The organism is Paraburkholderia sp. EG286B (genome assembly GCF_040965655.1).
Lineage (GTDB): Bacteria > Pseudomonadota > Gammaproteobacteria > Burkholderiales > Burkholderiaceae > Paraburkholderia.
On the sequence record NZ_JBFRCF010000016.1, the window covers coordinates 67,395 to 86,964 of the forward strand.

General features: G+C 62.3%; 18 protein-coding genes. 6 read left to right on the forward strand and 12 right to left on the reverse strand.

Annotated elements, in window-relative coordinates; all coding sequences use genetic code 11:
• The first annotated feature begins 2 nt into the window (after positions 1–2).
• Together AB4Y42_RS29830 and AB4Y42_RS29835 are read left to right on the forward strand one after the other, a co-directional pair.
• Positions 3–767 carry a glucose 1-dehydrogenase gene (locus tag AB4Y42_RS29830; protein ID WP_368687432.1) on the forward strand — a complete coding sequence of 255 codons (765 nt, stop codon included), beginning with the start codon at positions 3–5 and terminating at the stop codon, positions 765–767.
• A gap of 43 nt (positions 768–810) precedes the next feature.
• On the forward strand, positions 811–1,587 hold the full coding sequence (locus AB4Y42_RS29835) for an enoyl-CoA hydratase-related protein (RefSeq protein WP_368687431.1): 777 nt from the start codon (positions 811–813) through the stop codon (positions 1,585–1,587).
• A gap of 75 nt (positions 1,588–1,662) precedes the next feature.
• Here the strand turns inward: AB4Y42_RS29835 and AB4Y42_RS29840 are convergent, their stop codons facing one another.
• Positions 1,663–2,727: a hypothetical protein gene (locus AB4Y42_RS29840; RefSeq protein ID WP_368696146.1), complete on the reverse strand. Its 1,065-nt coding sequence runs from the start codon at positions 2,725–2,727 to the stop codon at positions 1,663–1,665.
• Positions 2,728–3,045: 318 nt separating this feature from the next.
• On the opposite strand from AB4Y42_RS29840, the gene AB4Y42_RS29845 reads away from it, so the two are divergent.
• Positions 3,046–3,897 (forward strand): FadR/GntR family transcriptional regulator, encoded by an 852-nt coding sequence (locus AB4Y42_RS29845; RefSeq protein ID WP_368696147.1) that lies wholly within the window; start codon positions 3,046–3,048, stop codon positions 3,895–3,897.
• A 61-nt stretch (positions 3,898–3,958) separates the two neighbouring features.
• Here the strand turns inward: AB4Y42_RS29845 and AB4Y42_RS29850 are convergent, their stop codons facing one another.
• The 3 genes from AB4Y42_RS29850 to AB4Y42_RS29860 are packed head-to-tail and all read right to left on the reverse strand — an operon-like array spanning position 3,959 to position 6,608.
• The gene (locus tag AB4Y42_RS29850) at positions 3,959–5,110 is read right to left on the reverse strand and encodes a Gfo/Idh/MocA family protein (RefSeq protein WP_368687428.1); all 1,152 of its coding nucleotides are present in this window, start codon (positions 5,108–5,110) and stop codon (positions 3,959–3,961) included.
• Positions 5,107–6,168, reverse strand: coding sequence for an SDR family NAD(P)-dependent oxidoreductase (locus tag AB4Y42_RS29855; protein WP_368696148.1), 1,062 nt, complete (start codon positions 6,166–6,168; stop codon positions 5,107–5,109). Before AB4Y42_RS29855 ends, AB4Y42_RS29850 begins: the two co-directional genes overlap by 4 nt.
• Positions 6,165–6,608 carry a nuclear transport factor 2 family protein gene (locus tag AB4Y42_RS29860; protein ID WP_368696149.1) on the reverse strand — a complete coding sequence of 148 codons (444 nt, stop codon included), beginning with the start codon at positions 6,606–6,608 and terminating at the stop codon, positions 6,165–6,167. Before AB4Y42_RS29860 ends, AB4Y42_RS29855 begins: the two co-directional genes overlap by 4 nt.
• A gap of 139 nt (positions 6,609–6,747) precedes the next feature.
• Here AB4Y42_RS29860 and AB4Y42_RS29865 point away from each other — a divergent pair, with 139 nt between their 5' ends.
• Entirely contained in the window at positions 6,748–7,635 is an 888-nt protein-coding gene (locus tag AB4Y42_RS29865; protein ID WP_368696150.1) for an SDR family NAD(P)-dependent oxidoreductase, read from the forward strand.
• Positions 7,636–7,656: 21 nt separating this feature from the next.
• Here AB4Y42_RS29865 and AB4Y42_RS29870 read toward each other — a convergent pair whose 3' ends face one another.
• The 8 genes from AB4Y42_RS29870 to AB4Y42_RS29905 all read right to left on the reverse strand — a co-directional run bounded on the left by AB4Y42_RS29870 (position 7,657) and on the right by AB4Y42_RS29905 (position 16,327).
• Entirely contained in the window at positions 7,657–8,337 is a 681-nt protein-coding gene (locus tag AB4Y42_RS29870) for a TetR/AcrR family transcriptional regulator (RefSeq protein WP_368687424.1), read from the reverse strand.
• A 126-nt stretch (positions 8,338–8,463) separates the two neighbouring features.
• Entirely contained in the window at positions 8,464–9,444 is a 981-nt protein-coding gene (locus tag AB4Y42_RS29875; protein ID WP_368696151.1) for an NAD(P)H-dependent flavin oxidoreductase, read from the reverse strand.
• 33 nt (positions 9,445–9,477) lie between these two features.
• On the reverse strand, positions 9,478–10,257 hold the full coding sequence (locus AB4Y42_RS29880) for an SDR family NAD(P)-dependent oxidoreductase (protein ID WP_368696152.1): 780 nt from the start codon (positions 10,255–10,257) through the stop codon (positions 9,478–9,480).
• A gap of 52 nt (positions 10,258–10,309) precedes the next feature.
• Positions 10,310–11,104 (reverse strand): enoyl-CoA hydratase/isomerase family protein, encoded by a 795-nt coding sequence (locus AB4Y42_RS29885; RefSeq protein WP_368696153.1) that lies wholly within the window; start codon positions 11,102–11,104, stop codon positions 10,310–10,312.
• 77 nt (positions 11,105–11,181) lie between these two features.
• Positions 11,182–11,919, reverse strand: coding sequence for an enoyl-CoA hydratase (locus AB4Y42_RS29890; RefSeq protein WP_368696154.1), 738 nt, complete (start codon positions 11,917–11,919; stop codon positions 11,182–11,184).
• Between the two features lie 19 nt (positions 11,920–11,938).
• Positions 11,939–13,099: an acyl-CoA dehydrogenase family protein gene (locus AB4Y42_RS29895; RefSeq protein ID WP_069266505.1), complete on the reverse strand. Its 1,161-nt coding sequence runs from the start codon at positions 13,097–13,099 to the stop codon at positions 11,939–11,941.
• Between the two features lie 79 nt (positions 13,100–13,178).
• The gene (locus AB4Y42_RS29900) at positions 13,179–14,390 is read right to left on the reverse strand and encodes an acyl-CoA dehydrogenase family protein (RefSeq protein WP_368696155.1); all 1,212 of its coding nucleotides are present in this window, start codon (positions 14,388–14,390) and stop codon (positions 13,179–13,181) included.
• Between the two features lie 5 nt (positions 14,391–14,395).
• Positions 14,396–16,327 (reverse strand): AMP-binding protein, encoded by a 1,932-nt coding sequence (locus AB4Y42_RS29905; protein WP_368696156.1) that lies wholly within the window; start codon positions 16,325–16,327, stop codon positions 14,396–14,398.
• A 354-nt stretch (positions 16,328–16,681) separates the two neighbouring features.
• Between AB4Y42_RS29905 and bktB the strand changes: the two genes are divergently transcribed.
• Complete coding sequence (gene bktB / locus AB4Y42_RS29910; RefSeq protein WP_368696157.1) at positions 16,682–17,863, forward strand: beta-ketothiolase BktB; 1,182 nt, start codon at positions 16,682–16,684, stop codon at positions 17,861–17,863.
• A gap of 42 nt (positions 17,864–17,905) precedes the next feature.
• Positions 17,906–19,552, forward strand: coding sequence for an MBL fold metallo-hydrolase (locus AB4Y42_RS29915; RefSeq protein WP_368696158.1), 1,647 nt, complete (start codon positions 17,906–17,908; stop codon positions 19,550–19,552).
• The last annotated feature ends 18 nt before the right edge of the window (positions 19,553–19,570 follow it).

Consider the following 19,570-nt stretch of genomic DNA (forward strand, 5'->3'; position numbering starts at 1 on the left):
CAATGAAGGGGCTCAAGGAGAAGGTCGTCGTCGTAACCGGCGCCGCGGGCGGGATCGGAACCGCCATCAGCAAGCGATTCGGCGAGGAAGGCTCGACCGTCGCGCTGTTCGATCTGAACGAACAAGGCGCGGCACGTGTCGCGGCAGAAATCGAGGCGGCGGGTGGCAAGGCGCGTGCGTACCGCGTCGACATCACGGATCACGAAGGCGTCCATGCCGCGGTGGCCAAAGTCGAGGAAGACCTCGGTCCGATCGAGGTGCTCGTCAACAACGCGGGCTGGGACATGGGTTCGTTTTTCCTGCAAACGGAGAAGCCGTTCTGGGACAAGGTCGTCGCGATCAATCTGTACGGACCGCTGAACATGCACCACGCCGTCTTGCGGCGCATGGCTGAGCGTGGGCGTGGCCGCGTCGTGAACATCTCGTCGGACGCGGGACGCGTGGGCTCTTCGATGGAAGCCGTCTATTCGTTCTGCAAAGGCGGTCTCATCGCGTTCACGAAAACCATGGCGCGCGAAATGGCCCGCCAGCATATTCCCGTCAACGTCGTGTGCCCCGGCCCCACCGCGACCCCGCTGCTCGACAACCTCGCCCAAGGCGAGAAAGGCGAGCGCATCAAGGCGGCGCTCGTGAAGGCCGTGCCTTTTGGCCGCATGGGCGAGCCGGGCGATATCCCTGGCACGGTTGCCTTCCTCGCGAGCGACGACGCCGCTTTCATCAGTGGCCAGGTCATCAGCGTGTCCGGCGGCCTGACGATGGCCGGCTAAACGCCGCCCCAAACCTGCTCAACAAACAACCTCGGAATACGACATGGAATTCAGGGACATTATCTACAAGGAAGCGGACGGCGTCGCGACGATCACCATCAATCGCCCCAACGTCTATAACGCATTTAACGCCAATACCTGCGAAGAGCTCATCAAGGCCTTCGGTCTCGCGGGATGGAACAAGGACATCGGCGTCGTGGTGCTCACCGGTGCGGGCGAAAAGGCGTTCTGCACCGGCGGCGACCAGTCCGGCGACGGCTACAACGGGCGCGGCACCGTGGGCCTGCCAATCGAGGAACTGCAAAGCATTATCCGCGACATTCCGAAGCCGGTGATCGCACGCGTGAACGGCTACGCGATCGGCGGCGGCAACGTGCTCGTGACGATCTGCGACCTCGCGATCGCTTCCGAAACCGCGATCTTCGGCCAGGTCGGCCCGAAGGTGGGTTCGGTCGATCCGGGCTTCGGCACCGCGTACCTCGCGCGGATCATCGGCGAGAAGCGCGCACGGGAAATCTGGTACTTGTGCCGCAAATACAGCGCGAAAGAGGCACTCGACTGGGGCCTCATCAATGCGGCCGTGCCGCCCGAGCAACTCGACGCCGAAACGAAAAAGTGGTGCGACGAGATTCTGCATATGAGCCCCACCGCCATTGCGCTGGCGAAGCGTTCGTTCAATATCGATACCGAGAATATTCGCGGCATCGGTGCGTTCGCAATGCAAGCGCTCGCAATGTATTACGACACGGACGAATCGAAGGAAGGCGGCAACGCGTTCCGCGAAAAGCGCAAGCCGGAGTTCCGTAAGTACGTGAAGTAAGCGGGAGAATGGCATGCAGGGCGACGCCTGGTTTTGGCGTCGCCCTGCGTGCGCTTGCCGCGTTGCAGTTGACGTTTAGTACTTGCGGAAATTCACGCCGACACGCGTGCCAAGTCCCGGTAGCCGGTTCATGGGGCGGCTGCCATGCTCCGGCGCCGCTTCGCCCCACGCGAACCATACGTCGGGCTCGCGTCTGTCTCCTACACGCCGCCAGCGCCCGTCCACCTGCGGATTCTTGAGCGTCCCAAGACCGACGAGACGCCCGCGCGGATCGGGCACGAACTCCCACTCGTCGCCAAAGGCCGAGTAGCGGATACCCTCCTGCCAGTAGCCATTCGCGCCGAAGTCGACCGTGCCGGTCACGTCATAAGTGAAGCGCACCTCGCCCTTTTCGTTGCCGAGAATCGCAAAGCCGAACATGTCGTTGCCGAGCGTGAAGTGCCCAAAGTCGATACTGCCATCCCTGTATCGCGTGGCCCATGTGTACCAGACGAGTTCCAGTTTCTCCTGTACCAGGGCGTCTTTCGTTTTGTAGATTTCGCCGCCCTGGTACATATGGATCGGATCAAAGCCGATCATGCCGCGCACCTTCTTGCCGAGAATCGTACCTTCCATCTCGAAGATGTTCGCGACGTAATACATGCCAGCATCGCGGCCCGGCAGATACCAGTGCATGCCGGGCTTCACCAGCTTGCCTTTGATATCCATCGCGTTCTCCTCGTACCAGCTGCAGTCGTCGGGTGTCCAGGTGACGTGGAAACGGTTGCCAGGCGCTTGCGGATGGCTGCACCAGTGGATGCGCCCCTCTTCGAGCGATCGCGTAAAGCCGTCGTTGGGCACCGATGTCTTGCCGACCGGATGCATATGCAAGCCGTCGTCGTGGCCAAGCGTCGTACACAGGTAGAAACGCCGGCGCGTGTCCTTCGCGTCGGTATTCAGGCCAGCGGGAATGCGTCGCATTGGACAGTAGATCTCACCGTCCTCGTCGCGTAGCGTCCCCCACAGGTAGAGCGCTTCGGGCGGCATGCCGAAGTAGGCGCGGTTGGACAACATATCCTCGATGGTGGGCTCGAAGGCGCTGACGAGAGGTTGCCAGCCAAAATCGCCGCGGCGCGGCATGGTGGGTTGAGTGTCGCTCATGGTTGAAGTGTCCATCGTCGTGGTGAGGTATTTGTAGGACCCACCACTATAGGTATACCGGCTCACGGAGAAAACCGGTTGATTCGTCCACCTCATCAGACGTGCGCCAGTGGAGAAACAGGCAGGCTCGTATCGCAGCTACCGCATTGATTTATCGACTTTCGCAGTTGCGCGGTAGCGCACGCCACCATTGCGGAAAGAGAGTTCGTTACATGTAACGATCGCGTACACTGTATTGAACAATGTTCACTTTTCATTACTCCAAGTCTGGACATGCCGAAATCCTCCGCCGAACGTGTCGCCGAATATCGAACCCGCATGAAGACCGAAGGCATGGTGAGCCTGACACTTATCGTGCCGGCAGCCGACGTCGCACTCTTCAACCAATTCGCCGCGCAACGCCGCGAGAAGCTGCTCGAAGGCAGGCACCCTGGCGAAGCCCCTCGCCAGCAATGGCTCTCGATGCTGGCAGCAATGACACCTGTGCACTCGCCAGCCGTTGAGCCACGCCGCAAGCGCAATTCGCTCGGCGCACCGATCACGCGTGCCCAGACGCTCTTCTTGTCGCTCCTGAAGCACATCATCGACCAGGGATGGCCTGAGGGACTGCCTCTCGGCTCGGAACAGGATCTCATGAAAATCCACGGAGCAAGCCGCGCCACGGTGCGCGGGGCGATTCATCTGCTCGAGCACCACTCTATCGTGAGGGTGCAGCGTGGCACCGGCGGCAGCGTAATCGTCGCCCGGCCGGACCTGAACGCAACGATGCAGGCCGTCGGCGTCTATCTGGAGTATGCGGGCATTGCGCCGCGCGATATTCTTGCGACGCGCCGTGTACTCGAATTGGCCACTCTGGATCTCGTCATGGAACGGCTCGATCGGGAAGGAGAACAACGTCTGCGTGACCAGGTGCAGGCCGAAGCGCAACTCGACGGCGGCGCAGCGGCCGATTCACTCCTGCGATTTCATTTCCTGCTGGCCGAATTGTGCGGCGATCCCACCCTGCGCCTTTTCGACGGCATCGTCCTCCAACTGGCCGACGCCCATTCCACGTTCACCGGCGCAGCCGACCCGAGCGGGACCGGGTCGTCGCGAGAATCAAGGCATACCATCACGAGATTGCGTGCGCAATCATCGCCCGCGACAGGGACCACGCTCGCGGGCAAATGACCGAGTACATCGCGGGGATCAGAACGTGGCTCGAATAGCGACCGCGTTCGCCCCGCTAGCCTCAACGGTCGCCGATCTCGATCCACCGCCCGCTGCGGCCGGATTCGATCACCGCCTCCACCACCCGGTGCGCGTGCGTGGCTTCCTCGAAGCTGGGTGACGGTGCGCGTTTTTGCTCGATGGCCTGGAGCATGTCGTGAAACATCCATCCCATTGAAACCATATACGAAGGCGCATTCTCCTTCGAGAACCCCGTTCCGGGTACTGCGAAATAATGTGAAGGCGTTTCAAGCCATTCGCCTCCCGCAGTACCGAATTCAAATGGCTCCGGCTTGCCCGCATAAAGACGCGATGAAACCCCGTCGCCAAACGTGGGATCGACATAGAGCAAGCGCCCTTTCGTTCCCCACAGTTCTACGCGGATGCCGGGACCGTCGGCCACAGCCCAGCTCGTCTGGACCGTGCCTAGCGCGCCGTTTTCCATGCGCAGCACGCTACAGCCGAGATCGGCGGTGTCCGGCGTGAATACGCTGCCGTCCGGCAAGCGCCATTGCTTGATGCCCGTAGTGTCCGAACCGGCAGCCGACTTCACCCGCCCGAGCAGCGGCATGAGCAGGAGCACCATGTGGCTGCCGAAATTTCGCCATGCGCTGCCGCCGCTTTGCGAGTCGGCAAGCCATTTGTAGGGCGAAACGCCGCCGCCGGGATAGGAGGCGTGCGGATAGATGAAACCATCGTGGTTGCGCAGCGGCTGAAGCAGCTGGAAATTGAATCCGAGCGGTTCGCCAAGGAAACCTTCAGCAATCAGTGCCTGCATGTGCATCGCTGCCGGCACCCAGCGGAACTGCGCATCGACGACCCCAACCAGCCCCTTCTTCGCCGCGAGTTCGCTCTGCGCAACGGCATGCTCCGTATCGACCGCAAAGGGCAGCGCGTCATACACGTGCTTACCGGCGTTGAGCGCCGCCATCACCATGTCATAGCGATACGCGGGCCGGCTGCCCACATCGATGATGTCGAGCGTCGGATCGGCGACGAGATCGGCGACGTTCCAATACGCGCGTGGCACGCCGAATGCCTGCGCCGCCGCTTCGGCCGTCTCGCGGTGCGCGGTACAGACCGCCGCCACCTCCACATCCGGCAGCAGCCGCCAGGCGCTGCCGTGCACTTTCAGGCTCCAGTTGGCGCCGATGATGCCGATTCTGCGTGTCACGATCGCTTCTCCATGTCTCGCTCCTTCCTTTCGATGGTCACAGGCCGAGCCTCTTCCGGCCGCTGCTTCGCCGTCGCCCGATAGCCGCTGATGATCGATTCGAACTCTTCCCAGACGCTCTTCGGTTGATCGAACCGTGTGGTGTCATCGATTTCGACGAGATGCCGTTCGATGTCTTCCGGCGACGGAGGACTGTCGTGCCGGCTCAGCCAGCCGTTGCCCTCACCGACGAAAACGCGCGCAAATCGGCCGCCCGTGGCCGTGTAGAGCGCGCGATTGGCCTTGCACCGCTCACTCGCCAGCCATATCGCCATCGGCACGACAAATTCGTTGCGGATGCCCGGTGCGACCAGCGCGAAATCTTTTGGCATGCCGTCGTGAAAATCGGCAGGCCATTCATCGCTGCCCTGACCCAGCCGGCTGGCGCCGCAGGGAAGGAGTCCGTTTACATGGATGCCGTACTTCACCCCTTCCACGCCAAGACCGTTCATGAGCCCCACGAGGCCCGCTTTCGCGGCGCCGTAGTTGGCTTGCCACACCGAACCGAACATGGCGGCCGCGGAACTGGTCAGGACGATGCGCCCGTATTTCCCGGCCTGCATCGCCCGCCAAGCCGGCTGACCGACATAGAACGCCGCCATGAGGTGAACGTCCATGATCGAGCGGATCTGCTCGTCGGTAAGTGCCTCGAATGGCGCGTTGCACAGAAACCCGGCGTTGTGAATGAGCACATCCACTCTGCCAAACGCGCCCAGTGCCGCCTCCACGATTGCGGCCCCGCCGGTTCGCGTTGCGCAACTCTCATGGCAGACAATCGCGTTGCCGCCAGCGGCCTCGATTTCATCGACGACACGCTGAGCCGCGCTGCGCGCACCCGTGCCGGAAACTACGTTGCCGCGCGGATCGGTTCCCAGGTCGTTGACGATAACGGCGGCGCCGCGCGCCGCCAACGCCTTCGCATAGTCACGTCCTAACCCGCTTCCCGCGCCGGTGACAATCGCAACGCGGCCGTCGAACCGAATCGTCGACTCCGCATCCGGTAGGTGTTTTGCGTTCATGCATGCGCCCCGACATCGACGCGTAGTCGCCGCAGTTTCATGCGCTTGATGAGCCACTGACCACCAGCCTTCTCGTAGGTCTCGACGTAGTGGCCGTAACCATGCAGCGTGCGATTCGGATACGCCGACTCCGCCCCCCAGCGCAACATGTCTTCCATTGCCCACGTGCCGTTCGCCGTCGTGCTCGACGTGATATCGATCTCTGGGCAATGGCCGTGATGAACGCTCACGCATCCAGCAAGCGGCACGCTGACCGCGCGCACGATGTTCTCTCTGCCCGCGAGAATGCATCCGGGCACATCGTCGCTGATGTCGAGTTGGCCATCAGGCGCGAACACGGCGCCGAATGCTTCCCAGTCTTTCGTATCGACGCTGCGCAGATAGCGCGCTTTGAGTTGCTTGATCTCCTCGATTGCAAGGAGTCGTTCGATGTCGGTCACGCAGGTTCCTCCATGGATCGACGTCTTCCGCACTTTGCTTTGATATCCTTGAGAAACAATAGCACCGTCAGTACCATTATTCAATACGCGGATTCTGACATGTTCTCGTTCACTCACATCACTATGACAGGAGCAGCCGATGGAAATTCTGGATCGCAGAAGCGCGCTTGAAGGACGCAGAGCCGTGTTGATTGGCGGCGCGGCAGGAATTGGCAGAGCGGTCGCGCTGGCGCTCGGCGAGGCGGGTGTTGACATCGCGTTTTGCGACGTCGATGACAAAAACATTACGAGCACATCGTCGGACTTGCGAGCGATGGGTCACCGCGTGTTTGCGTTGCATGCGGACGCCACACGGAGTGACCAACTCGCGCAGTTCTATGGTGAGACCGCGCGCTTTTTCGACGGCATCGATGTGCTTGTCAACGTGGTTGGTGGCACGTGCATGCAGCCATTCATGGAACGCACGGAGCGCGATTGCGCCGACGACGTTCAGCGCAATTTCGGCTACGTAGTCGAATCCATGCGCCACGCGGTGCCGCTATTGCGGCGCAGCGGCCGCGGCGGATCGATCGTGATTTTCACGACCATCGAAGCACATCGCGGCGCTGGTGGTTTTGCCGTCTACGCGGGCGCGAAAGCGGCAACGACGAACTTTTCGAAGGCGATGGCCTGGGAACTCGGCCCACTCGGAATTCGCGTGAACATGATCGCGCCCGACACGACGCCCAGCGCCGGCAACGCCGCAGCCATTCCCGAGCCCTGGCGCTCGCTCAACGCAGAGGCGCCGCCTGAATGGTGGTCAAAGGCCTTCCAGATGTACATCCCGCTGCAAACGCCTCCGGTTGCGGACGATCTCGCCAATGCAGTGCTGTTCCTCGCATCCGATCTCGCGAGGTCGATCACAGGTCAGGTGTTGCATGTGGACGGCGGTGTCGCGGCCGCACTGGGCATGCTGCGCTGGCCTTACGATGAGGGCGCGACGCTCCCCGTTCCCAGGGGCGGCACGCTGCGCAAACTGTTTGATTAGCGCAGCGGCGCGAGCCCTCACCTATTTCCCGGCAGTGGCGCGCGGCAGTATGCCGTCGAGGAACAGCGTGAGTGCAAACTCCAGCGCGCCTCGCCGCTCGTTCTCGCGAGGTGGCTCGCCGAGGAAGCTGGCGAGACCGCCGCTCGTCAGCGCGCCGAAACACGCAGCGGCCGCACGCGGCTCGGCAACAGCGATCTTTCCGTTGCGTGCCAGCGTAGCGAGATAGTCGGCGATGGGAGCCAGCGCCCTATCCTGCTGTTCTACAACGTGCCCCAGCATGTCGCCCAGTTCTTCTCTCGCCTCACTTACCGCCCGCCACATCGCGCGTATGCTCGGATCGGCGTGATAAGACTGAATGATTTCGCCGTAATCGCGCAGAACCGAGCGCGGCGAGCGGCGAGCATCGGTGGAGACCTGGGCAAGCGGATCGAGTAGCAGCGGAACGCCGCGCTCCATCGCCGCGCTCAGCAGACCGGCCTTGCTTCCATAGCGCCGGTAGATCGTGGACTTGCTCGCGCCAAACGAGGCCGCAATGCCGTCCATAGTCGCGGCTCGATAGCCCACAGCCATGAACTGCTCCAGTGTGTGATCGAGCAGTTCGTCCTGGCGCTTCGCCGCGTCGGCCTTGAATGGGCGGCCCCGCTTCGCACCTGGCAAAGCCTCGTCGTCAAGCGTGGCCTGCGGCCTTTTCACTGCGTTCATGGCGTGCCGATAGAGATTGCGTATGCATTGCCGGTATTGAAACCAGTACGCGTGAGATTGTAGCCCAGGGGCCACGTGTGCCGGACCTGCCAGACCCGCTGCAAGCTCTATCGTCGCCATGACTTTCTACATCATCAGTTTGCCCAGCCGGTTCGACGCTGCTACCGCGTCGTCGATCATCTCGTCGAAGATGGCTTCGACGTTCCTCACCGCATCGGCAAAGACTGCAGCGTGGCCGTAGTCGATCATGCCCTTGCGGATGTCGCCAGTCACGTAGGCATCGTGCGCGAGCGCGCCCATCACGTGAGGACGGAATTGCTCGAACTCGGTCACCTGCGCGCGATCCAGTTCGAGGACCGCCTCAGCGCTCTCGTTGCGCAGCACGCGATGGTGATCACGGATCGCAGACTTGACCACGACGCTCTCGCTGCCGTCGCCCGCCACCACCTTCGCCTTGACCTCGGGATGAATCCACAGCTCCTCGGCAACCATCATGCGCGTGCCCATGATGACGGCGTCGGCCCCCATCGCCAGCACGCCTGCAAGCTGACGCCCCGTACCGATGCCGCCGCCAATCACGACGGGCAAGCCAACTTCCCGCGGCGCTTGCGCGGCCTGCACGATGCTGCCGATCTGATAAATGCCGGGGTGGCCGCCGCATTCATTACCGACGACGATCACACCGTCGACACCCATTCGCACGGCCGTATGTGCATAGCGCACAGCGGGCACCTTGTGCAAAACCTTGATGCCCGCCTCCTTGAGCATGGGCACGACCGCTTCTGGACTCGCACCCGCCGTTTCCACGCAGGCGACTTTCTCTTCAATCAGAATGCGGATCTGTTGCTTGACGCGCTCCACGCCACCCGCTTGCCGCGATATGTACAGATTGACGCCGAAGTTCTTCGCACCGCTGAGTCCACGACAGGTCCGCAACTCGTTGCGAAATTCGTCGGCATCGGGAAAGCCGGCGCCGACGATAAACCCCATGCCGCCTGCATTGACGACGGCGGCGACATATCGAGCGTCGGACACGTGTGGCCCGAGACCGCCGCAAAGAATGGGGTGGCGAATGCCGAGCAGATCGGTGATTCGCGTCTTGAACATCTGTGGGCGCACGATGCGGTTTCCTCGCGCAAATCAGCGAAACGAAATCGTGTGGCCACCGTCCACCGCGATCGTCTGGCCATTGATATAGCCGCCCGAGGGCGACGCCAGAAGCACGGCGAGCCCGGCAATCTCCTCGACCTCGCCGAAGCGCTGCGACGGATTGCGGCCACGGTACCATTCGACCATCGCCTCGTCTTCCCATTGCGAGCGCGCCATCTCTGTCTTGAATGTGCCTGGCGCAATGCAGTTGGCAGTGACCCCCTTCGCTGCGAATTCCATCGCGAGGTTTCGCACCAGTTGCATGTCGGCGGCCTTGGTGAGCCCGTAGGTTCCCGTCACGGCGTCGCCGAACAGACCGACCACCGATGCCACCGAAATGAAGCGGCCATAGCCGCGCTCGATCATGGCCGGCATGGTCATCTGCGCGAGCCAGATATTGCTCTGCACGTTGACTTGCATGAACTTGTTGAACGTTTCGTCCTGCAGATCGAGGGCGGATCCGATCCACGGATGAATTGCCGCATTGGCCATCACGATATCGACTCTGCCCCACTCGCCTTTCGCTGCATCCACGAGGTTTTGCAGCTCGGCCTTGCGCCCGATGTTGCAGGCAAACGGCATCGCCACGCGACTGCCGATCTTCTCGTTGATGGCTTGCGCGGCGGTTTCGCACGCGTCGGCGTTGCGGCCCGAAATGATGACCTTTGCGCCATGCTCGGCCATGCCGAGCGCGCTGGCGTACCCAATACCGCGACTCGATCCGGTGACAATGGCGGCCTTATCGGTCAGGTCGAAAAGCGAAGAGCGCATGCATACTCCACATTAGAATGGTGTGCCGATGAAGGAGCTTTACCGTGCCGAATTAGTCTTGTTTGCGTTTCTGCTGGGCGATGAACGCCGAGGCAATCTCGTGATGCTCATTGCTGAGCGTTGCCGCAAGCTGCCTCGCAAGCGTCGTGTCGAGCATCTGCGCCGCGCTGCGATGGAGGTGGAGATTCATCAGCTTCTTGGTTTCGCGCAGCGCGTGACGCGGTTGCTTCAGCAGCTTTTCGGCAAGCGCCAACGCTTCGTCCATCAGCTTGCCCGGCTCCACGACGCGGTTGGCGAGTCCGTATTCAACCGCCTGCTGCGCAGTGATGCGATCGCCCGTAAAGATCAGTTCCTTCGCCCGCAGCAGGCTCGTGTAGAGCGGCCACGCTACGGAAATACCATCGCCCACGACTAGACCGATGTTGATATGCGGTTCGGCCAGAAACGATTTCTCGGACATCAAAACGATGTCGCACAACGTGGCCATCGTCGCGCCCCACCCCACCGCAGGGCCGTTGACCGCTGCGATAATCGGAATCGGTACGTCGATGAAACCGTGTATGGTCTGGCGTGCGTTCTCTTGAACCCGCCGGGCGAACTCAGGGTCGTCGAGCGTCTTGACGAAATGGTTCATGTCTCCGCCCGCGCTGAATGCCCGCCCCGCACCCGTGAGAATGCCCACGCGCGCCTCGGGATCGTCAGCGAGCGCCGCGAATAGCTTTGGATAGCTAAACAACATCTCCGTAGTCGACGCGTTCAGATCGTCGGGCCGGTTGAGCGTGACGATGCGCAGGCCGCCATCTGCCGTGACTTGAATATCGTCTGGAAGGCCGTATAGATTTGTCATGTTTGCCGTCGTGGCAAAAGTTGCTGGATGAGCCGGCGCTACCGCGCCCGGGTTACGCGCCTTGTTCGGCGGATCGATTACTTCTGCCCTTGCCACGCCATGCCGCCGCGTTGCTTTCGTTCCGCTAGCGCGGCCTTCTCGATGCGCAAGGCATCCTGGAGTGTTGCCAGCGCGCCCTGATCGATCACCTGCTTGACGGTTGCGAGGAGGTCGGGACGGCGGCTCGCAATCGTCTTCGCAACCGCCTGTGCCCGCTCCATCAACTGATCGTGACCCACCACCTCGTTCACAAGGCCAATCCGCAACGCGGTTGCCGCGTCGATCGGCTCGCTCGTCAGGCTGATCTGCTTGGCCCACCTCGGGCCCACGATATAGGGCAGCCGCGCTGTCATGCCGCCGCCTGCGAGCGCGCCGATTTTCGCGTGCGTGTCGGCAAAGCGCGCTCGCTCGGACGCAAGGATGAAATCGCATCCCATTGCAAGCTCGAACCCGCCGGTAACGGCGGCGCCGTTCACCGCCGCGATTACTGGCTTGGTGACGCGCGGCCACATGTCGATCATTTCCGCGACTCGCGCGCGGGGTGCATCGGGCGCCGAGAAGTCATTGAGGTCGAGCCCCGAGCAAAAGGCCGGATCGGCGCCCGTCACAATCAGCACGCGCAGGCTTTCGTCGGCTTCGAAGCGGCGCAGTGCTTCGACCAGCGCTTCGGTCAACGCAAGGTTCAGCGCATTGCGCGCCTCGGGCCGGTTCAGTGTAAGCGTGAGAACGGCGTCCTCACGCGTCGTGCCGAGCAGATCGGTTCTTGTTGCGTCCATGGCAGTGCCTCGATAAGGTTCAAGCCGTCGCCGCCAATGCCTCGTGTTGAATCTGGCACGCGTAGCGATTCAGGTGATAGTCCATGTTGCCGAACAACGCGTCGAGCACGAGATGGCGGCGATAGTGATGACCTACCTTGTATTCGTTCGTGATGCCATAACCGCCGTGCAACTGAATGCCTTGCTGCGTGACGAACTTCGCACTGCGCGTGGTCTGCGCCTTGCAGCCTGAGATCTCCACGCTTCGCTTCGTGCTGTCCTCGCTGAGCGCAAGCAATGCACGGTGCAGTGTTGCGCGCGCCTGCATGGCATCGATCGCCATGTCGGCCATACGGTGTTGCAGCGCCTGGAAGCTGCCAATTGGAACGCCGAACTGCTTGCGTGTTTTCAGGTAGTCCGAAGCGAGTTCAATGGCGTCTTCCATATCGCCCACAAGTTCCGCGCAAATCGCAACGATGGCTTCGTCAACTGCGGCCTGTAGTCCTTCGTAAGCGCGCCCTGGCTCGCCGACGACATCGGCATCTGCCACGATCACGCCATCGAGCAGCAGATCGGCCGACGGCGTGCCGTCGAGCAGTGCGCACGTCTTGAGCGTCACGCCCGCCTGCTTCGGATCGACGAGAAAAATACCGATGCCGTCCTTGTCACCGGCCGCACCCGCGGTGCGAGCGACGACAAGCAGCCGGTCGGCAACGGGTGCACCTACCACGAGCGTTTTGTAGCCGTCCAGGCGCCAGGCGCCGTCTGCCGTCTTCTGCGCCGTGGCCGTGACGTAGTGCACCTGGCCTCGCGCCTCGCGCTCGCTGTGCGCGACCGCATAAACGGCTTCGCCGGAGACGATTTCCCCGAGCATGGTTTCGCGCTGTCCTTCGCGCCCGCAGCGCGTGACGAGCGAGGCCGGAAAAACGCCACACATCACGTAGGGTTCGAGCACCAGTGCGCGCCCGATCTGCTCGGCCACGATGGCGCTCTCCACCGGCGAGAAACCGAGCCCGCCCATTTCCTCCGGCACCGCGATGCCAAGCCAGCCCATTTCTGCGAGCACGCGCCATGTCTCACGCGAGAAACCGCCGCGTTGCGAAGCCAGATTGCTGCGATGTTCGAACGTATAGCTCTTTTGCACGAAGCGCTGCGCGCTTTCCTGCAGCATCCGCTGTTCGTCGCTCAACTCGAAGTCCATGCTGCACCCTCTATCTACCGGCAATTGATGCGATCACCCGTAACGGGGATCGACGGCTGTTCCTGGATCGACGCAGGCGTCACAGATCGAACATCGCCTTCGCGATGATGTTGCGCTGGATTTCGGCCGTGCCGCCGTAGATCGTGCACGCGCGCCGGTAGAAAACCTCGGCGGCGAGGCCCGGCGCGTATTCGGGCCCGATAAACGACGCGTCGCGCAGTGCATGTTCCTCGTTCGGATCGGGGTAGAACACGGCGCCGTAGTCGCCAATCACCTCCAGCAACATTTCCGTGAGCTTCTGGTGAAGTTCCGAGCCTCGCACCTTGAGCATGGACCCGATTGCCATGCCGCCGCTACGCTCGTCGATCCCTTGATGCAGAATCTTCTGCACCGCCATATCGATCGCCCGAACCTCCAGTTCATGCTGCGCGAGACGCGAGGCAAACGTGGGGTCCTGGATCAATGGCCTGCCCGCCGCGCGCTCGCGCGACGCGTAGTGCCGGATCTTGCGCAGATAACGCTTGAGCGCCGGTGCTTCGGCGCCGAGGAACGCACGTTCGTTAAAGAGCAGAAACTTCGTATATCCCCAGCCTTTGTTCACTTCGCCGATCAGGTTTTCGGCGGGCACGCGCACGTTGTCGTAAAACACTTCGGCCAGGTGATGACAACCGTCGAGCGACCCGATGGGCCGCACTGTGACACCCGGCGTCGCCATGTCGAGCAGCAGGAATGAAATGCCCTTCTGCGGCTTCGCTTCGCTGTCCGTTCGTACCAGCACGAAGTTCCATTGGCCATAGGCGCCAAAGCTCGTCCAGATCTTTTGTCCGTTGACGATGTAGTGGTCTCCATCGCGAACCGCCGTCGTGCGCAGCGACGCGAGATCGGAGCCCGAACCCGGCTCCGAAAAGCCCTGCACCCAGAACACTTCGCCGCGCTGAATCGGTGGAAGAAAGCGGCGCTTCTGCTCTTCGTTTCCGAACTCGCAAATCACGGGTCCGACGAGCGATACACCCGCCTGATTCTGCGTTGGAGCGCCCGCCAGATAGCACTCTTCCTCGAAGATGTAGCGCTGCATCGCGGTCCAGCCCGTGCCGCCATCGGCGATGGGCCAATGCGGCACCGACCATCCGCGTGTTTCATGCAGAATGCGGGTCCAGCGCTGCGAATCGTCGTCGCCTGCGAGGAAGCCCTGCTGGCCGCGAAACGCCATATCCGCCGGCAGGTGCTCTTTAAGAAAAGCCCGAACTTCTTCGCGGAACGCAATGTCGGCGGGGTCTACGCGAAAATCCATATTCTTTAGCTTCCAGCGTTTTCGGTACGTTGAACTCGATCTGCTTCGACTGCGCCGGCATTGCCGACCAGCGTGCGCGACGTAGGCGGCATGCGATAAAGCTCCTCTACGACGCCGCGACGCCGCTCGAGCACGTTGCGCTGGCTAATGGCGCTCTTCGCGCTCAATTCACCGCTGTCGAGCGTGGGCTGCTCGCTTTCGAGCACAATGCGCGTGATGCGGGCAGAACTGCCGCCGGGTCGCGCAGCGAGTTTGTCGACGCCCTTTTGGAAGAACGCCAGCACACCACGGCTGTTGACGATCTGATCGACGCTCGGCGTGGGCTCGTGAAGGTCGTCGCACAGCGCACGGCACGCTTCGACGTCGGGGAATACGAGTGCAGTCAGGTAATCGCGGTCGTGCCCCGCAACGACAATGTCGCGCGCATACGGGCCGAAAATGTTCAACGCATGCAGACGCAACTCGGCGACGTTGACCCACGTGCCGGTGGACAGTTTGAAATTTTCCGCAATGCGGCCATCGAAGCGCAGGCCGAGTTCGATACGCTGCGGGTCGATGAACGTTGCAGCGTCACCGGAGCGGAAATAGCCCTCCTCGTCGAACGAGGCGGCGGTGCGCTCGGGATCTTTCCAGTACCCGGGCGTAACGCAGTCGCCAAGGAAGCGGATTTCCAGCTTCGCCCCAACAGGCGCGACCTTCACCTTGACGCCAGGCACGGGCAACCCCGCGATCGCCTCGCGTCGCGGATCCCAGGCTGCCGACATAGGCGTGGGGCCCGCTTCCGTGCCACCGATGCCCGACATGATGAGCACGCGCTGGCCTATCGTGCGTACGGCGAGTTCGTCGAGTTCGGCCCAGATGTACTCCGGCAGACTTGCGCCGCCGTAGTAGATCAGCGCGAGCTTGCTGAAGAATTTCTCGCGCAAGGCCTTGTCGGCCTGAAGATGCGGAATGAGCGAGGCCAATCCCTGAGGCGTATTGAGGTAGACCACCGGCGCGATTTCACGCAACGCCTGCACAGTCGGGCCAATTTCCTCCGGCGTTGGCTTGCCGGGGTCCAGATAATAAGTGCCCCCGCCGTACAGCACCATGCCGAAATTATGCGTGCCGCCGAAGGTGTGATGCCACGGCAGCCAGTCGACGAGATCCGGCGGGCCGTCCTGAAGAAACGCGAACACCTGCGCGACCTGCTGGCGATTGCTGCACAACATGCGCTGCGGGTAGATCACACCCTTCGGTGCGCCCGTCGTACCCGAGGTGAACATGATCTTGCCCACTGTGTCCGGGCCCACTGCGTTGAACGCCTTTTCGACATCGGCGCTAACCGGCGTCTTCAGCCACTCCGCGACACGCGAACCGGCCCGGCCCTCCGGCAACGGGCCGACGACGACGCACTCCACGTCACCGAATACCTCGCGCAATGCGCGGCCATACTGGGCGCCGTCGTCCGCGAACACGAGCCCGGGTGTGCACACGGCCGCCAGTTGCTTGAGCTTCGAAAAGTCCTGCGATAAAAGCGAGTACGCGGGCGTGACCGGAATATAGGGAATGCCGACGTGCAATGCGGCAAGCGCAAAGAGCGCATGCTCGAAGCTTCGATCCGAAAGAATCATCAACGGACGCGACTGGGACAAACCGCGATCGAGCAGCGCCTGCCCCAGCGCACGCGCACCGTCGAACGCCTGCTTATAGGTTAGGGACTCCCACGACTTGCCGTCCGGCGTGCGGCGCGCGAGCAACGCGCGCTCGGGCGTAACACTCGCCCAGTGTTCGAGCCGCTCCGTCAAGCGGACGGGATACGGTTCGAGCGGTTCCTTCAGTTCGTACACCACGCTGCCATCGGGTCTGCGCTCGACAATCGCCTCCATGCTGCCAAGGCGAATCGGGCGAAACGGTACATCCATGAGGGCATCGTGCGAAGCCGTACCTGCATCCATCTGCATCGTCCTGTTGTTATCTGGCAAGCCATGTCCCGCGAGCGTTCGCATCACCTTCCGGCAGACGGTAATCTCACAGCCCCATAGCAACCAATAATTGAACGTTGATCATCATGTTGAACCAGCATAACGCGAAATCGAACGCACGTCTATCCGGTCGTCACCCACAAGGAAGGTCTGACGCTCAACACGTATCTGGCGCGAATACTCCATGTAATACGCAATACGATCGCGTCCTTGCGCACTGCACAATAACGTGGACATGAACCAAAAAATGCGCTATTTTATGAACGCTATTCATATTTCCAAACGCGATGCGTAGGTCATAACTACTCGTCGGATCAAGGAGCCATCATGTCGGTTGAGGTTGTCGTCACCGCTGCCGTTCGCACGGCGATTGGAGATTTTGGTGGTGCCCTAGCGAGCGTTCCGCCTACGCAACTTGGCGCGACGGTCGTTCGCGCGCTGCTCGACCGCACGAATCTGCCGGGCGACGATGTCGGCCACGTGGTGTTCGGTAATGTGATCCATACGGAGCCTCGCGACATGTACCTCGCGCGGGTGGCGGCGCTCGAGGGCGGCGTGAGTGTGGACGCCCCGGCGCTGACACTCAACAGACTGTGCGGCTCCGGCCTCCAGGCCATCATTTCCGCCGCCCAGGCCATCGCGCTCGGCGAGACCGAAATCGCCATCGGCGCGGGCGCGGAAAGCATGTCGCGCGCAGCGTACGTTGCCACTGGCGCGCGTTGGGGCTCACGCATGGGCGACATCCGCCTGATCGACATGATGGTCGGCGCGTTGACGGACCCGTTCAGCGCTTGCCATATGGGCGTGACGGCGGAGAACGTCGCGAGGAAGTACGGCATTTCGCGCGACGACCAGGACCAGCTCGCCGTCGAGTCGCACCGGCGCGCCGCACGAGCCATACATGATGGCCACTTCCGCGAGCAAATCGTGCCTGTACCACTCCGCACGAAAAAGGGCGAAAGCGTTTTCGATACCGACGAGCATGTGCGGCCCGGCACGACCGCCGCGGATCTCGCCAAGTTGCGCCCCGCATTCCAGAAGGACGGCACGGTCACGGCCGGCAACGCGTCCGGCCTTAACGACGGCGCCGCGGCGGTACTGCTGATGGCGCGCCGCACGGCCGAGCAACGCGGCCTTCGCCCACTCGCGCGGCTCGTGTCCTGGGCTCACGCGGGCGTCGATCCCCAATACATGGGCATTGGCCCGGTGCCTGCAACACGCAAGGCGTTGCAACGCGCTGGCTTGACCGTGGCCGATCTGGACGTGATCGAAGCGAACGAAGCATTCGCCGCACAGGCTTGCGCCGTCGCAAAAGAGCTAGACTTCGACAGCGCCCGGGTCAATCCAAATGGTTCGGGCATCTCGCTCGGCCATCCGATCGGCGCAACCGGTGCCGTCATTGCGGTGAAAGCGATTCACGAGCTGCACCGTTGCGGCGGCCGCTATGCGCTCGTCACGATGTGCATCGGCGGAGGCCAGGGCATCGCGGCGGTCTTCGAACGCATTTAGGGTTACGCGCAAGCGGTTATTCATTGAATCAGAGGGAGTGACGTGGTACGGCCCGAACAACTGCTCCACCCGCAGCGACAACCCGTTTCACCACGCCCGGCGGCAACGATGCTGTTGCTGCGCGACGCGCAATACGAAGGTGCGCCCGCCATTGAAGTGCTGATGACGCGGCGTTCGGCGCAAGCGAGCTTCGCACCGGGCGCCTTTGTCTTTCCTGGTGGCGCGATCGATCCATCCGATGCACGCATCGCAGCGTGCGCGTCACGGCGCGTCACACAAGACGAAGTGCAGGCAGTTCAGGCTGTGGCCGCCATACGCGAGACATTCGAGGAGCTAGGCGTGTTGCTCGCGCGGCGAAGCGATGGCGCGTTCGTCGACGACAGCGATATGGCGATGCTCGACCGAAGCACAGCGATCGAGGAACATTGCGCGCAGCGAAGCCTCACGCTAGCCGCCGACTGCATTTATCCCCTTGCGCACTGGATCACCGACCGCGACCTGCCTCGACGCTTCGACGTGCAGTTTTTCGTGGCGCGCATGCCTGCCGGACAAACCGCTGTCGCGGATGGCGCAGAGCAATTCGAACCGGTGTGGGTCAATCCCTCCGACGCGCTCGCGCGCCACGCTGTGGGCGACTTCGCCATGATCTTCCCAACCGTGCGCACGCTCGAACGCCTTTGTTCGTTCGAGTCGGTCGAAGCGTTGCTTGCTGCATGCGCCGGTGAAAAACCGCTGTGGAGTAGTTGTCCGCGCGGTGGCCTGAAAGCCGGCAACGTCGTGCGTTGCATGGAAGGCGACGCGCCTTATGGGGAGCTTCGCCTCGTGTGCCCTGACGGCCAGGTGCTTCACGCGCTCGACTGGCGATCGACCGATGCCGTCTCGCTTCTAAGAAATGTGATGCGGTTGACCGTCGCCAACGGCGGCATGATGACGGGACCGGGCACGAATACCTATATCGTCGGCTCGGCGGCAACCGGCTTCATCGTGATCGATCCCGGGCCTGACGATCGGGCGCACCTCCAGCGCATTCTCGTGGCAACGGGTGGCGACATCCGTATGATCGTCTGCACGCACTCGCACGCGGACCACGCGCCCGGCGCGCGGCCACTGCAAGCCGTGTGCGCGAACAAGCCAGCGGTCCTCGGTCTGCCGTCCGGGTCCTTTGCCAGGGCGAGCAGCCATTTCGTACCGGACCGCGAACTGCGCGACGGTGAATGGCTCGCGCTTGCCGGTGATGGCGAAACACATCGATTGCTCGTCGTTCCGACACCGGGGCACGCGAGCAACCACGTGTGCCTCGTCCTCGTCGAGGACGGATTGCTGTTCAGCGGAGACCACATCCTGAATGGAAGCACGACCATCATCGATCCACCCGACGGCAACATGACTGCGTACCTCGCGTCGCTGGACCGACTGGACGCGATCTGCGTTGAACATGAGATCGACTTCATTCTGCCTGCACACGGCTACGTGCTCGACCGCGCGCGTGAGCAGATCGCGCGCCTCAAGGCGCACCGCATGGCGCGGGAAGCAAAGATCGCGCAGGCAGTGAAGATACTGCCGAACGGCTCGATCGATGACTGGCTACGCCATGCCTACGACGACGTACCAGCACGGCTCTGGCCAGCCGCGGCCCGCTCGCTGCTTGCTCATCTCGAACGGTTAGACGAACAAGCCCCACGTTGCTGAATACAAACTGCCTGCCCG